Origin of the sequence: Thermosynechococcus sp. HN-54, from assembly GCF_023650955.1 — a bacterium.
In the GTDB taxonomy this organism is placed as follows: domain Bacteria; phylum Cyanobacteriota; class Cyanobacteriia; order Thermosynechococcales; family Thermosynechococcaceae; genus Thermosynechococcus.
This window is the reverse complement of record NZ_CP098039.1, coordinates 2,523,049-2,536,460: the sequence shown is the minus strand read 5'-3', so window position 1 is coordinate 2,536,460 and position 13,412 is coordinate 2,523,049. Positions and strand designations below refer to the sequence as shown.

Below are 13,412 nucleotides of genomic sequence, written 5' to 3'. Positions count from 1 at the left end.
TATTTTCTCTCCTCTCTAACTGGGGGGAGAGTTTTTTATTGGTGTCTAAAATTGCAGGGCATTCTGGGTTACTTGGGCGATCGCCTGATCCGTGGCTTTGGGCAGATGGTAATACTTGCCACCGGCTTGCCGTGCCAATTCCTTGCCCATGCCTGTGGAGACAAACTTATTCTCGGTATCAATCACCAAGAGCTTGAGACCCAAGGCTTGAATTTTAGCGGCAATTTCCAGTATCTCTGCTTTGATATCGGGCTTGGTCTCTGGCAGTATGGTTTCCCCAAGGGAGCGGCTCAGGGGGATATTGCCCCGACCATCGGTAATGGCCACAATCATCACCTGACCAATTTCACCACTTTGACGGGCATTCAAGCCTACTCGCACCGCTTGGGTGAGGCCGTGGGCAAGGGGAGAGCCACCCCCACAGGGCAGCGTTTCAAGGCGCCGCCGTGCCGCTTCAATGGATCGAGTGGGCGGTAGAAGCACCTCTGCCTGCTCACCACGAAAGGGAATGAGGGCCACCATGTCACGGTTTTGATAGGCTTGGGTCAATAGGCGGAGAACTGCCCCCTTGGCGGAGTTCATACGGTTTAGTGCCATTGAGCCAGAGGCATCGACCACAAAAATAATCAAGGCACCCGCCTTGCGTACCAGACGTTTAATTCGCAGATCCCTGTTTTCAACAATGACGCGGCGTTGGGGTTGGCGCAGGCGACGGGATTTTTGGTAGGGAGCAGCGCTGCGCAGGGTGGCATCCACCGCAATTCGACCCCCTCGGCCACGGGGCAGAATGGGGCGGATATAGCGACCGCGATCTTGGGAATAAATCAGGCTGCGACTCCCCGATTTCCCTTGGCGTTGGGTTAGTTGGGCAAAGTAGAGCACCGACTCATCCAAGACTGTACCATCAGCCTCAAAAACAAATTCCTCAGGAATGGGTGGCGTCTCCTGCTGTTCTTTCGGTGGCGTCTCTGGCTCATCGGCTTCCTCTTCGGGGTCAGACTGCTGATTCTCTGGGGGGGGTGGCGGTGGGGGCGGTTGATCTGGCGGCGGTTCCAGTTGGGTGGCGCGCGGCACAATCACCAGTTCAACAGCGCGGCGTAGATCTTCGGCATTGACTTCGCTGCGGCCATTCAGGGCAGCATGGGCTTTGGCCACCCGCACTGCAAAGAGTTCTGCTCGATGACCTTGAACACCGCCCCGTAGGGCTTCGGTGACGAGATAGGCAATTTGCTGCCGTTGAATTTTCACCTCCTTGAGCCATTCCCGCGCCAGAATAATTTGGGTGCGCAGATCCTCTAGCTCAGCATCGTACTGCTGCAAAAAGGCTTGGGGCGAATCAGCAAATTGGGTGGCATGATCCACCGCTGCAACCCGCTCATCTAAGCCCAGAACCGTATCCGCCGATAGGGCGATCGCAAACCGATCCAGCAGATGGGGTGGCACTTCCCCCTCGTCGGGGTTAAATGTGGCAATTAAAAAGGGACGACAAGGGTGATCTAGACTAATCCCCTCCCGTTCAATTTGGTTGCGGCCAGCACTCAGTACCGCCATCAGGACATTGGCCAATTGCTCATCCAAGAGATTGATTTCATCCACATAGAGCACCCCCCGGTGGGCTGCCGCCAATAGGCCGGGCTGAAAGACCGCTTCGCCCCGCTGCACCGATTGACTCACATCCACAGCTCCCAAGAGGCGATCCTCCGTGACGCCAAGGGGAATTTGCACAAAGGGGGCTGGAATGACTTTGGTGGTCAACTCGACATCGGGATGGCTTTGGCGCCAAGCCTGCAAGCGGCTATCCCAGTCTTGGGGGCGTTCGGGGTCGGGGTTGGCAATGATCGGTACTGGAATCTCTCCCTGATCAATGACTTCAATGGGGGGCAATAGGGCATGAATACCCCGCGCAAGGACGGATTTGGCAGTCCCCCGCCGCCCCGCAATGATCACCCCGCCCAAACCGGGATCAACAGCGGCCAACAACAGCGCCAGTTTAATAGCCTCTTGGCCAATGATGGCAGTGATGGGAAAGGGGGCGATCGCGAGCGTCATTGAATCCCTGTTAAAGGTAAACAGCAGTCGTCATCATCTATCTTACCGAGGGTGGAAACCCTTTCCCGCCTCCTTAGCTAGACTGGAGTTAGAAACCCATAGGAAAGCCTACTGATGAAATATCTTGGGCAGACAATTGCTGCTGTGACTCTTTTGATCCTGACACCGCTGGCGGCATTGGCACGTCCCCTCTCCTGTCGCTCCTATGAGAGTACCTTTGTGGCCACGGAGACCCGTAGCTATTGGGTGAATATCTGTGGAGGCGATCGCCCCGCCTATTACATGGCGCGACACAAGCAGGATCCACGCCTATCGATTCGGCTGCCCCTGCGGGATTGGAGTCCCCAAGGTTATTACTTCGAGGCCGTCAATGGCGAGTACACGTATCTATTGACCAAAACACCCCGCGGGATCTTCTTGACCGTGAATCGTGGTACCCATGAGCTGCTGCGGGAACCTGTTTTGGAGCCGTGGTAAGCAAATGAGCCAAATTGGTTAAAATGGGTTCTTGTTAGCTGAGGCCGCCCTATGGCAGAAGAGATTTTCAATACTGCGGTAATTACGTTTACGCTGGTTTTGGTTGGTTTAGGCGCAGGCTACCTGCTGTTGCGCTTGACCCCGGATGATTAAGCCACCAAATGCCCCTAGCCGGCAAAGAGCACCAGCCACAGGGGCAACAAAAGAATCAAGGCAAAAAGACTAGTCAAAATTAAGCTGGCGGCAAAGGCGCGGTCTAAGTGATAAACATCCGCCAAGATCAGCGTCATAAAGGCGGGGGGCATCCCTGCTTGCAGCACCATTCCTAGGCGCGGCGGCCCTGTGACCCCGATCAGGGTTAACCCTATTCCTAGCAGCAGTGGAACCAAGAGCATCTTAATGGTCAGACAGGGAATCATCCGCTGCCATTGGAGCTTGAGGGGGGCTTCCCCAAGGCAGATCCCCATATAGATGAGGCCAGCAATCACCATTAACCATGCCAAGGTCAGAAGTCCCTGTTGGGCGATCGCCGGTAGGGGATGTTGTCGCAGCAGCAGTCCTAAGCCCACACACCAAAGCGTTGGATTACGACCAATGTGCCAAAGGAGCTTTGATAGCGAGATAACGCGATCGCCAAAACTCGCCGCCACGCCAATGCCAGCACTATAGGAAATGAGCAGCGTTCCCATCAGATCAAAAAACAACCCCCAGCTAAAGTGCTCCTGCCCCAGCAGTCGCCAAGTAATGGGAAAGCCAATAAAACCCGTGTTGCCCACCATGGTTGCCAAGAGAAAAGTGCCCTGCTCCTGCCGCGTGTGAGCGGGATATTGCTGTAACCAGAGCCATGCCAAGCTGACGCCGATCCCCATCCCTAGCCAAGCCAACAGAGGAGCCAATGGACTGTGACCCGTAATCGTGGTCGTGACAATAAAACTAAATGCCGTTAGGGGCGTCCCCACCCAGAACAACCCTTGCGCTAGCCAAGCCCCCGTCGTTGGTGGCAAAAAGCGACTACTGCCATAGCCAATGCCCATGCACAGAAAGATTAATCCGTAGAGTTCAGTGAGGGTCGGCAGTAGGGTAAGGAGACTCTTCACGGGAAAGGGACACGCCTTGGAACAGGAATTCCGGCTTGACCTTGGCCAAAAAGACCAGCAGTGAGGCCGTAACCACTCCCTCCAACATAGCAAGGGGCAGATGGGCAATGACAATTGCCGTCAGCGCTAGCCACTCCCGCTGTTCACCTATGGTTGCTGGCAAGCTTAGGATAACGATTGCGCTAAATAGGAGCACGGCCAACAGCACAACCCCAGCCCCCAAGACCCATCCAAAGAGCGATCGCCCCCTTGGTGGACAGCGATGCCACAGCCCCCGAAAAACAGCAGCGGCAAGGAGCGCAGGAATCCCCATGATCAGAGCATTGAGACCTAGGGTGGTCAAGCCGCCATGACCAAACATCACTGCCTGTAGCAATAATCCCACCACCACGGCTATCATTGCTCCTTCCCCCAAAAGAATCCCCAGACTGCCAAGGAACATGAGATGGACACTGGCGGGGGGCACCGGGATATAAACCGCGGAAGCAGTAAAAAAAGCCGCTGTTAACAAAGCCAAACGGGGGACGATCGCTAGAGTATCTCCGGTCGCCCGTTGCAAACGTCGGCAAGACCACCACAGCAGACCGCCCGTACCGGCGTAGCCCAGTCCACACCACAGGGGGGATACCAAACCATCGGGAATGTGCATTACTCCACCTGGACTCGCCGTCGCGACCACGCAAAGCAAGCAGTACCAATGGCACCCCAGAGCACCGCCAAGACCATGACAGTGATTTGAGCAGGGGTGTATTGACTTAGGGAAACCGTTGCCGGCGTCTTTGGCGCAACGGCAATTGCTGCTTCAGTCGTTCCTTGGCCAGAGGTGGCTACCGGAATGGTCAGCAATCCACCATGGCCGGCTTGACGTACCTGTACCTGCCACTGACCGGGGCGATCGGGCACAAATTGAAACTCCCCTTGGGCATTGGTCGTTCCCGTCATTGCTGGGGTTTGGGGGCGATCGGGGGCAAAGACCTGCACCCTCGCGTCGGCCATGGGTTGACCACTATCGTACCGAGCGGTGATGCGAATAACCTGTTGGGGTTGATAGCGCAAATCCACGCCATGGGCAAGGGCTTTGGGAACCACCAGTCCTAGGGTGACGACAGTTGCTAAAACAGTCTTCATGAGGAAACCTCCCGACAGTGCCCTTCGCCCACATGCCCCAGACTACTGAGGGCTTTGCGCAGGGTTTCAAAGTCTTTGGGGCTAAGTTTTTGCTGTAATCCTGTCCAATCAAGCGTGACTCCCGCAGGGGTGGCAATCGCGGCAAAGGGGTCAAAGCCCACCGCATCTCGATTGATCTCGGCGGTTGCCGGTTCAGCGCCGTCACCAAAAAGATGGTCAAAATGCAGCGTGATCTCTACATCAGCAGCGCTATTGGCTGCGACAATGCCCTTGCGTTCGTCACCAATGTAGTCGCCACAGACAAATTCCAAGGGCTGATTCAATGTAATGTCAAAGGGGAGAGTGACATTGCCCCGCTGGGCTGTTCCCACCAGTTGTAAACTGGGCGCTACCGTCTGCCATTGAAGAGCGTTGAAGTGACCCACCGCCGCCTCAGCACTGCCCACAAGGGGACGCTGATCACTCACCAAATCCACCGTCATCGCATCGCTAAACACAACCGTCACTTCACTTGCGGGGCGATCGCCCGTCTCAGGATCAAAAGGTGGATTGGTTTGATAGGCAGTCACCGTGCCCAACGTCAAATAGACATGGTCAAACTGGAGCTTCCAGCCATCTTTGGTTGTCCATCCCGTTTGCAAGCGCTCTTCACCATTGGCATAGAGCTGGAGAGTGCCCTTTTGCGAGGCGGGGGCACAACTGACCAGTAGCACTGTACTGAAAATCGTGACTATCCCTAAACGTCGGTACAGATTCATTCCTTTGATCACGACTGATCAGGCCAAAAAAAGCCACAGAAAAAGCACCCCTGTAGCCAGTCGCAAAAGTAACAAAGACACTCTTTCTACCTTAGAAGGGACGGCATCGGTTCTACAATGCACGGGAGGGGGATGGCGTGGCGGTATAGTGTCTTTACAGAACGTGATGGAGCGAAAAATGAAACGGGTTTGGGGCTGGTTAGGACTTGTCCTCCTGCTGTGGGGATTGTGGACAGCGCCGAGTTGGGCAGGGCTACAAGACGATCGCTACGATGGGAATATCTTTGCCCTCTATGCCGGCAATGGCTCGTTGGTGCCACCCAAGGTTACCCTGGAGAAATCGCGCCAGAGCGATCGCGCCACACTGCTGCTGTTTTATGTGAACGATAGCCGCGACTGCAAGCAGTTTGCCTCAACCATCTCCCAATTGCAGGGGTACTATGGTCGCGTCACCGATTTCATTGCCATTGATGTCGATGCCTTACCCTTTGGAGCGCAATTCTCCCCTAATGAAGCGGGCTACTACTACAAAGGCCCAGTGCCGCAAACACTGATTTTTGATCGCCAAGGGCAATTGCGGCAGGAATTTATCGGTGTGGTGCCCTTTGAAACGCTCGATGACACGTTTCGCGACATCTTTGATTTGCTCCCAAGATCGCAATCTCTGGAACTGCGGCCGCGCCCTGTGAATGAAATCAATGTGGAACTGGTGCCCCCCCCGCCCACCCAAGGGGAGAATCTGGGCAAGGGAGCGGTAGAGTAGGAGTGGGTTTTGCAGTGAGGTAGAAAGATGGAGTTGTCCACACTACAGGAACGTCTTGCCATTGTTGTCGCCAAGCGGGAGAGCCTCAAAAAGCTCCTAGAACTGCCCGATAATGGCACCCTCAGGATTGACATTGAATCCGCCCTAACGGAACTGGATGAGTTAATTAGCGACTTCAAGCGTACCTTTCCTGACCTCGACATTCCCGCTTAGGAGGTTGACAATGGTGGAGATTACGAGCCGTTGGGTCAAAGTCGTCAATGGCGATCTGCTCATTGATGCCTACTTGGCAGAGCCAGTGGCTGCCGGTCGGTACCCGGCAGTGATTGTGTTTCAGGAAATTTTTGGTGTCAATGCCCATATCCGTGATGTGACGGAACGCATTGCCCGTGAAGGCTATGTGGCGATCGCCCCCGCCATTTACCAACGCTTTGCCCCCGGCTTTGAAACGGGCTACACCGCCGCTGATATTGATTTGGGGCGGCAGTACAAAAACCAAACCAAAGCCGAGGAACTTCTTAGTGACACCCAAGCCACCATTGCCTATCTGCGCGGCCTTGAAACTGTCGATGGGGATGCCATTGGTACAATTGGCTTTTGCTTTGGCGGTCATGTGGCCTATCTGGTGGCTCAGTTACCGGACATTAAAGCCACGGCCTCATTCTACGGCGCTGGGATTACAACCATGACTCCCGGCGGTGGACTACCCACCATTGAAATCACACCGAAAATTCGCGGCACGCTCTATGCCTTCTTTGGCGATCGCGACCAAAGTATTCCCATGGAGCAAGTTAAGCAAATTGAAACGGCTTTGCGCCACCACGGCATTCGCCACCATGTCTTTGTCTATCCAGCAGATCATGGCTTTTTCTGTGATCAAAGAGACAGCTACGATGCAGCAGCGGCGCGAGATGCTTGGGAACAGGTGAAAAATCTCTTTAACACCGTCCTACGGCAGCAACAGTGACAATGACAGCCCTTTTCACAAGGATGCAATATGCTCAACACTGTGAAAGCCATTGGCAGAGAGGCGCAAAGCTCCTTGACGTCCGTTGTATTTCAGAAAAGGGCTGTATTTTGGAGAAATTTTAATTTGGCCCCGTTTCACCTGAATGGGTTCATAGCAAGGGACTATAGTAAAAGTAGATTTGTGTTCCCCATTGCCTCAACAATACCAAAGGCAGTTGCTAAGCTTTAACATTCTTTTAAGTCATCTTCTTTATCCCCGCTGTTGCTGTCTATGACTACTCCTGCCCACAAAGTCCTGCTGAAGCAGGGAGCCCTTGTTCTCAAGCAGTGCAAAAAAGCGCTTCTGGAACGTGATATGGCCGCTCTTCAGCAGCAGGCACGGATTTTACAAGTGGCAGCAGTGGCCTCACGACAAACACTCATTGAGGCGGAAGCGCGGCTGTTGGAGCAGGCAGCCCAGCAGCATCAACCCCGACGAGCAGCGGAAATTCTGATGAAAATCAAAGAGTGCTTGGTTGCCCTAGCAGGGGATCAGCGTGCCCTTGACAGTCTGCCCGATGTCGTACCAGAAGCGGAGGCAGCGGCGAAAAAGCCCCCCTTTATCCAGCGCCCCCATGATGACAGCTATACAAAACGGTTGGGGAATTATCTTGTTGAGGCTGAGCTGGTGACACCGGCACAAATTGAAGTGGCCTTAGCGGATCAGCGCGCTACAGGGGCACGGCTAGGGGATATTTTGGTGGCACGGGGATGGCTGCGCAAGGGCACAATTGAGTTCATCATGGAGCGGGTGGTCTTGCCTGATCGCCGCCGTCAGGAAGCAGAAACCTCCTCTTCGTCATCAGCCTCTCCAGCGGCTCAATTGCCTCAGACATCCCCCACCGGTGGTACGTCAGTGAATGAGCGAGCAACCTTCATTGATAGTGGTTATTCAGGTTCTTTTTAGGGACGTACCCTGTGGCGATCGCGTATTCTCCGAAGATGTTGGCACGGGGCGATCGCGCCCTGCGCTGTAGTCCTTTTTTGCCCGCACTGTTTCAGACAATGCAGCAGCGGAGTGTCGCCCTCCTAGAAATTGCCGGAGAAGCGGGTCTAAAGTCTGGCTTCACGCGATCGCCCTTGCCCGTACTCCTTGCGGAGGCAGAGTTGGACTGGTTAATCCGTGTAGGCCTGCTGCGGCGGGAAGTGGATGGTCAAGGTCTGACGGATCGCTATCGCCTGACCCCTTTGGGGCAGCAGTTAATTCAACGCTATTGCCAATCCACGTGGTCTGCCTCTTGGGGCGATCGCTGGCGCAATCAACTCAGCCGCTGGTGGGGAATGTAACGGTTCTGTAACGACCTGTAACGCATCGGTGATTTTCGCTACCATGCTTTATGAGTGCCGTTAGCAAGAGCGAGACGCAGCATTTTATGGTCAATACCGTCGCCAAACCAGAGTTTGAAGAACTGCGGCCGGGCATTAAAGCCCCTGCCAAGGAAACCATCCTCACGCCCCGCTTCTACACCACCGACTTTGAAGCGATGGCCAATATGGACATTACGGAAAATAAAGCAGAGCTGGAGGCCATCCTTGAGGAATTCCGCTGCGACTACAACCGCCACCACTTTGTGCGGGATAAAGAATTTGAACAGTCCTGGGATCACATTGATGGTGAAACCCGCCAGTTGTTCATTGAATTTTTGGAGCGCTCCTGCACAGCCGAGTTTTCCGGCTTTCTTCTCTACAAAGAACTCAGCCGCAAGCTTAAGGATCGCAACCCCCTACTCGCAGAGTGCTTTGCCCTCATGTCGCGAGACGAAGCCCGCCACGCCGGGTTCTTGAACAAAGCCATGTCCGACTTCAACCTATCGTTGGATCTCGGCTTTTTGACGCAGCACCGCAGTTACACCTACTTTGAACCCGAATTCATCTTCTACGCCACCTACCTCTCCGAGAAAATTGGCTACTGGCGCTACATTACGATCTATCGCCATCTGGAAAAGCACCCCGAACATCGCATTTACCCCATCTTCCGCTTCTTTGAGAACTGGTGCCAAGACGAAAACCGACACGGTGACTTCTTTGATGCTGTGATGCGTGCCCAACCGCAAATGTTGGATCGTCCGCGCACCTTCTGGCAAAAGATTAAGGAAATTCCCCTATCCCTCTCTGGTAAGAAATGGGCACGCTATTTCATGGTCTGCTGGCTACCACCGAAACTGTGGTGCCGCTTCTTCCTGCTCTCGGTCTTTGCCACCATGTATCTTAATGATGTCCAGCGGGAGAAGTTTTATGCCGCTATTGGCTTGGATGCCCGCGAGTACGATCGCGAGGTGATTGCCAAAACCAATGAAACCGCAGGCCGTGTTTTCCCGGTGATTCTTGATGTGGATCATCCAGAATTCTATGAGCGGTTAGAGCGGTGTGTCGAAAACAACGCCAAGCTCACAGAAATTAGCAAGCAAAATGGGGGCTTCCTCAAGAAACTTCCCCTCTATCTCTCGAATGTATGGCAAATGATCAAGTTATTCTTGATCCCCGCTAAGGAACCGACACCGGCTGCGGTGCGTTAATTTCCTCCGCGGCCTAGAAATACAGTGATCTCCATGGGTTGCGTCTGCGGACGTAACCTTTTTTTCATTTTTCCTACAATTGATGTCCGTATTATTACGGAGTGTTGCGGGAGTATGAAAAGAATCTAAAAGCACTTTTGACCACTGGGGATCGCTAAAACTTGCTCCTTGGGCTGCTTCGCCCCTGTGATCGCTGAAAAAGTCGCTGAGGGGAATTTCATAGGATGGAAGGTAGAGAGCCTAAAGATTTTACTTCGGAGTTGATCCCCGCGATGGACAGCCCAATTATCACTCCCACAACTTGCCGCTTTTGCCGCTTCTATTATTCTGAAGGGCGGCGCGGTGGTACCTGCGAAAAACTGAATGTGCCGGTGCGGGGGTTTTGGCGGGCGTGTCCCTTGGCGACAGCCATCCCTACCCGTGAAAATGAGCCAGCGATCGCGGCAACCCCATCAACCACTGCTAGCCCGTTGAGTGCGTCCGTATTTTTCTTTGAGGATGATCCCGAAGCCAACTAGTCACTTCCGCAAGGGTTGGTTGGCCTGCGATCGCTCCCCGTTTTGTGGTCACGAGGGCACCTACCACAGTGGCAAATTCTAAACAAGTGGCCTGCCATTCAGGGTCACGGTAGTTTTCAGGGGTGCCCTGCACCAATTGGGCAATCCAACCTGCGACAAAGCCATCTCCTGCACCGGTAGTATCCACCACAGGCATAGGGGGAGGTTGTAATTTTCCTTGATTCCCCTGCCAGCAGTAGTGAATGGCTTGATCCCCGTCGGTAATGACAACGGCATGATCCGCTGCTGTTCCCCAAAGGGCACGATAGACTGCTTGGGGATCACTATCAGAGAAAAATAACTCTGCTTCCTCCTTGGCCAGTTTTAGGAAATGCGCCTGTGCTAGAAAAGGGCGAATGCGTTCAGGAGCAGTATTTGGATTTGCCCAAAAGATCGGTCGCCAATTAGCATCAATGAGAATCAAAACCCCTCTTTGCCGCAGTTGCTGCACGAGATGTTCAATGGTGGTGGCAGTGGGTTCACTGGCAAGTCCAAGCGTCCCTGTGACGAAAAATCGTGCCCCAGCCAGTAACGATGGGGAGACTTGCTGGCCACAGAACTGCATATCCGCAAAGACAGAAGTTCCCGCTGGCGCAAACCCGACAAACTGGCGATCGCCCCCCACCAGTTGAACGCGCACTTGCCGCGTCGGCACCCCAGCTACCCGCTCGACCGCTTCGATATTGACGCCCAAAGCGGCTAATTCGGCACAGGCTTGGTCTCCCAAGGCATCGTCCCCCACAGCGCCCAAAAAGGCAGCACTCACCCCCAACTTCACCAAACCAGAGGCAACATTAGCGGGGGCACCCCCAAGAAAACACTGGGGGAGATCAGGGGGCACTTCTAAACAGTCAAAGAGGACTTCGCCAGCACAGAGGACAGTAGGTTGGGACATCGCTAATGATTCGCTATAAGGCAATTTAGTTTTTTCTATTGATCCCTAGCCTAGCGATCGCTAGGGGAGTGTGTCAAAATGGTAGCGATTCCAACATCGAGGGACACCGCAACCGTGTTTGTTCTCACTGGTTACGAATATTTTCTTGGCTTTTTGATTATCTGTGGTCTGGTACCGGTATTGGCCTTAGCTGCCTCTGCGCTATTGCGTCCGAAATCGGGGCGGATGATTCGCCTGACCACCTATGAATCGGGGATGGAACCCATTGGTGGCGCGTGGATTCAGTTCAATGTGCGCTACTACATGTTTGCCCTTGTCTTTGTCATTTTTGATGTGGAGACGGTCTTTTTATATCCTTGGGCGGTAGCCTTCCATCAGTTGGGCTTACTGGCCTTTATTGAAGCCTTGATTTTCATTGCCATTCTGGTCGTGGCTCTGGTTTACGCCTGGCGCAAGCGTGCCCTCGAATGGTCGTGAGTGAGTTGATTGCCGTTTAGGTTGGAGCAGCGAACATGAGTGACACCCCCGAAGCCCCCATTGTTGAAGCTGGCCCTGTCTGCCGCCTTCTACAGTCTCAAAACCTGAGTGTGGAATCCCTCGGCACCGATGCCTCTGGCGTAGAAATCATTAAAGTTGATCGCGATCGCCTCCTAGCGGTGTGTCAAGCCCTCTATGCCGATGGCTTTAACTATTTGCAGTGCCAGGCCGCCTATGATTCGGGTCCCGGCCAAGACTTGGTGAGCACGTACCACCTGATCAAGCTCAGTGATAATGCCGATCGCCCCCCCGAAGTGCGGATTAAAGTCTTTGTCCCTCGGAATGATGCCCGCGTGCCTTCGGTCTATTGGATTTGGAAAACCGCCGACTGGCAAGAGCGGGAATCCTACGATATGTTTGGCATTGTGTATGAGGGGCACCCAAATTTGAAGCGCATCCTCATGCCCGAGGATTGGGTGGGCTGGCCACTGCGCAAGGACTACATCACCCCTGATTTCTACGAGTTGCAGGAAGCCTACTAAGCTCCCTTGGTTCCTGCTGATGCTGCCTATTGGTACAGTTGGTCACAGGTACCCGGCCTTGGCCCAGTGTTGCTCAAACGCCTGTGGCAGCACTTTGGCGACTTAAAAACAGCTTGGGAAGCTCCTCTAGCCGCTCTCGCAGAAGTCGAAGGAATTGGCTCAAAACTTCAGGGGGCGATCGCCCGCCAGCGGCAGCAGTGCCAACCCCAAGCCCTCTACGCACAGCACTGCCAGCAAAACCCCCACCATTGGGTGTTGAGTGACCCTTGCTATCCACCCCTGCTGCGGGAAATTCCTGATCCGCCGCCCTTGCTCTACTATGGCGGTGCCCGTGCTACAGAACTCCTGAGTCAATCCACACCGACCGTTGCCATTGTCGGCACCCGTGATCCTTCAGAATACGCACAGCGTTGGGCGCACAAGCTAGGGTATGCCCTTGCCCAAGCCGGGTTTATTGTCGTTTCAGGAATGGCCGCAGGTATTGATGGCGCTGCTCATCGCGGCTGCCTAGAAGCAGGGGGTGCGACACTGGCCGTTTTGGCAACAGGCGTGGATATGATCTACCCACCGGAAAATCGCCCGCTTTACTACCAAATCCGCGAACGCGGCGGGTTCTTGAGTGAGTATCCAAGGGGAGTCGGTGCCGATCGCCCCCAATTTCCCCGTCGCAATCGCATCATTGCTGGTCTGTGCCGTGCGGTGATTATTGCAGAGGCTCCCTACAAATCGGGTGCTCTTATTACCGCTCGCTATGCTGCTGAGTATGGTCGTGATGTCTATGTGCTGCCGGGGCATCTCGATAACCACCGTGCCAAGGGTGCCCTCAGTCTGGTGAATCAGGGGGCACAGATTATCTTGGGAGAAGAAGCTCTCCTCGAACAATTGGGGCATACACCCCCCCTTGATCCAAAACCGTTCTCAGCCCCGCCCCCAACGCTATCGCCCCCCCAGCAACAGATTCTGGAAGCCATTCAACAACTGAGCCAAGGTAGCAGCAGTGTTGCCTTTGATGACATTGTGCAGCGTGTACCGCTGGAAACGGGGGTGGTGATGGCAGAACTAATGCACTTAGAGCTGACGGGCTGGGTAGAGCAGCAGCCGGGGAATCGCTATCGCAAAACTAGCCGTTAAAACGTTTAGCTTGG

General features: G+C 54.2%; 18 protein-coding genes. 12 read left to right on the top strand and 6 right to left on the bottom strand.

Annotated features, from left to right (window positions below; all coding sequences use genetic code 11):
* Nucleotides 1-45: 45 nt before the first annotated feature.
* A complete protein-coding gene (gene bchD / locus NBE99_RS12440; protein ID WP_250682363.1) occupies nt 46-2,049 on the bottom strand; it encodes a magnesium chelatase ATPase subunit D in 2,004 nt (667 codons plus the stop codon).
* A gap of 114 nt (nt 2,050-2,163) precedes the next feature.
* Between bchD and NBE99_RS12435 the strand changes: the two genes are divergently transcribed.
* Nucleotides 2,164-2,526 (top strand): hypothetical protein, encoded by a 363-nt coding sequence (locus NBE99_RS12435; RefSeq protein ID WP_250682362.1) that lies wholly within the window; start codon nt 2,164-2,166, stop codon nt 2,524-2,526.
* A gap of 51 nt (nt 2,527-2,577) precedes the next feature.
* A complete protein-coding gene (gene petM / locus NBE99_RS12430) occupies nt 2,578-2,679 on the top strand; it encodes a cytochrome b6-f complex subunit PetM (protein WP_011057256.1) in 102 nt (33 codons plus the stop codon).
* A 14-nt stretch (nt 2,680-2,693) separates the two neighbouring features.
* Here the strand turns inward: petM and NBE99_RS12425 are convergent, their stop codons facing one another.
* The 4 genes from NBE99_RS12425 to NBE99_RS12410 are packed head-to-tail and all read right to left on the bottom strand — an operon-like array spanning nt 2,694 to nt 5,509.
* Complete coding sequence (locus tag NBE99_RS12425) at nt 2,694-3,623, bottom strand: AEC family transporter (protein WP_250682361.1); 930 nt, start codon at nt 3,621-3,623, stop codon at nt 2,694-2,696.
* A complete protein-coding gene (gene cbiM, locus NBE99_RS12420) occupies nt 3,586-4,272 on the bottom strand; it encodes a cobalt transporter CbiM (protein ID WP_250682360.1) in 687 nt (228 codons plus the stop codon). Before cbiM ends, NBE99_RS12425 begins: the two co-directional genes overlap by 38 nt.
* On the bottom strand, nt 4,272-4,751 hold the full coding sequence (locus tag NBE99_RS12415) for a DUF4198 domain-containing protein (protein WP_250682359.1): 480 nt from the start codon (nt 4,749-4,751) through the stop codon (nt 4,272-4,274). The genes cbiM and NBE99_RS12415 overlap by 1 nt, the downstream gene beginning before the upstream one ends.
* Complete coding sequence (locus NBE99_RS12410; RefSeq protein ID WP_250682358.1) at nt 4,748-5,509, bottom strand: DUF4382 domain-containing protein; 762 nt, start codon at nt 5,507-5,509, stop codon at nt 4,748-4,750. Before NBE99_RS12410 ends, NBE99_RS12415 begins: the two co-directional genes overlap by 4 nt.
* Nucleotides 5,510-5,687: 178 nt before the next feature.
* On the opposite strand from NBE99_RS12410, the gene NBE99_RS12405 reads away from it, so the two are divergent.
* The 7 genes from NBE99_RS12405 to NBE99_RS12375 all read left to right on the top strand — a co-directional run bounded on the left by NBE99_RS12405 (nt 5,688) and on the right by NBE99_RS12375 (nt 10,314).
* On the top strand, nt 5,688-6,272 hold the full coding sequence (locus NBE99_RS12405; protein WP_250682357.1) for a thylakoid membrane photosystem I accumulation factor: 585 nt from the start codon (nt 5,688-5,690) through the stop codon (nt 6,270-6,272).
* Nucleotides 6,273-6,299: 27 nt separating this feature from the next.
* The gene (locus NBE99_RS12400) at nt 6,300-6,485 is read left to right on the top strand and encodes a hypothetical protein (protein WP_250682356.1); all 186 of its coding nucleotides are present in this window, start codon (nt 6,300-6,302) and stop codon (nt 6,483-6,485) included.
* 10 nt (nt 6,486-6,495) lie between these two features.
* Nucleotides 6,496-7,239 carry a dienelactone hydrolase family protein gene (locus NBE99_RS12395; protein ID WP_250682355.1) on the top strand — a complete coding sequence of 248 codons (744 nt, stop codon included), beginning with the start codon at nt 6,496-6,498 and terminating at the stop codon, nt 7,237-7,239.
* A gap of 273 nt (nt 7,240-7,512) precedes the next feature.
* Complete coding sequence (locus NBE99_RS12390) at nt 7,513-8,187, top strand: hypothetical protein (protein WP_250682354.1); 675 nt, start codon at nt 7,513-7,515, stop codon at nt 8,185-8,187.
* A gap of 11 nt (nt 8,188-8,198) precedes the next feature.
* Nucleotides 8,199-8,567 carry an Npun_F0494 family protein gene (locus NBE99_RS12385; protein WP_250682353.1) on the top strand — a complete coding sequence of 123 codons (369 nt, stop codon included), beginning with the start codon at nt 8,199-8,201 and terminating at the stop codon, nt 8,565-8,567.
* Nucleotides 8,568-8,653: 86 nt separating this feature from the next.
* Nucleotides 8,654-9,796, top strand: a complete 1,143-nt coding sequence (acsF, locus tag NBE99_RS12380) for a magnesium-protoporphyrin IX monomethyl ester (oxidative) cyclase (RefSeq protein ID WP_250682352.1) — start codon at nt 8,654-8,656, stop codon at nt 9,794-9,796.
* Between the two features lie 272 nt (nt 9,797-10,068).
* The gene (locus tag NBE99_RS12375) at nt 10,069-10,314 is read left to right on the top strand and encodes a hypothetical protein (RefSeq protein ID WP_250682351.1); all 246 of its coding nucleotides are present in this window, start codon (nt 10,069-10,071) and stop codon (nt 10,312-10,314) included.
* Here NBE99_RS12375 and NBE99_RS12370 read toward each other — a convergent pair.
* Entirely contained in the window at nt 10,259-11,248 is a 990-nt protein-coding gene (locus NBE99_RS12370; protein WP_250682350.1) for a carbohydrate kinase, read from the bottom strand. The genes NBE99_RS12375 and NBE99_RS12370 overlap by 56 nt on opposite strands.
* A gap of 114 nt (nt 11,249-11,362) precedes the next feature.
* On the opposite strand from NBE99_RS12370, the gene ndhC reads away from it, so the two are divergent.
* From ndhC to dprA, 3 genes are read left to right on the top strand one after another with little or no spacing between them, the layout of a single operon-like run.
* Entirely contained in the window at nt 11,363-11,725 is a 363-nt protein-coding gene (ndhC, locus tag NBE99_RS12365; RefSeq protein ID WP_250683736.1) for a photosynthetic/respiratory NAD(P)H-quinone oxidoreductase subunit C, read from the top strand.
* A gap of 35 nt (nt 11,726-11,760) precedes the next feature.
* A complete protein-coding gene (locus NBE99_RS12360; RefSeq protein ID WP_250682349.1) occupies nt 11,761-12,267 on the top strand; it encodes an NAD(P)H-quinone oxidoreductase subunit J in 507 nt (168 codons plus the stop codon).
* A gap of 6 nt (nt 12,268-12,273) precedes the next feature.
* Nucleotides 12,274-13,398: a DNA-processing protein DprA gene (gene dprA / locus NBE99_RS12355; RefSeq protein ID WP_250682348.1), complete on the top strand. Its 1,125-nt coding sequence runs from the start codon at nt 12,274-12,276 to the stop codon at nt 13,396-13,398.
* The last annotated feature ends 14 nt before the right edge of the window (nt 13,399-13,412 follow it).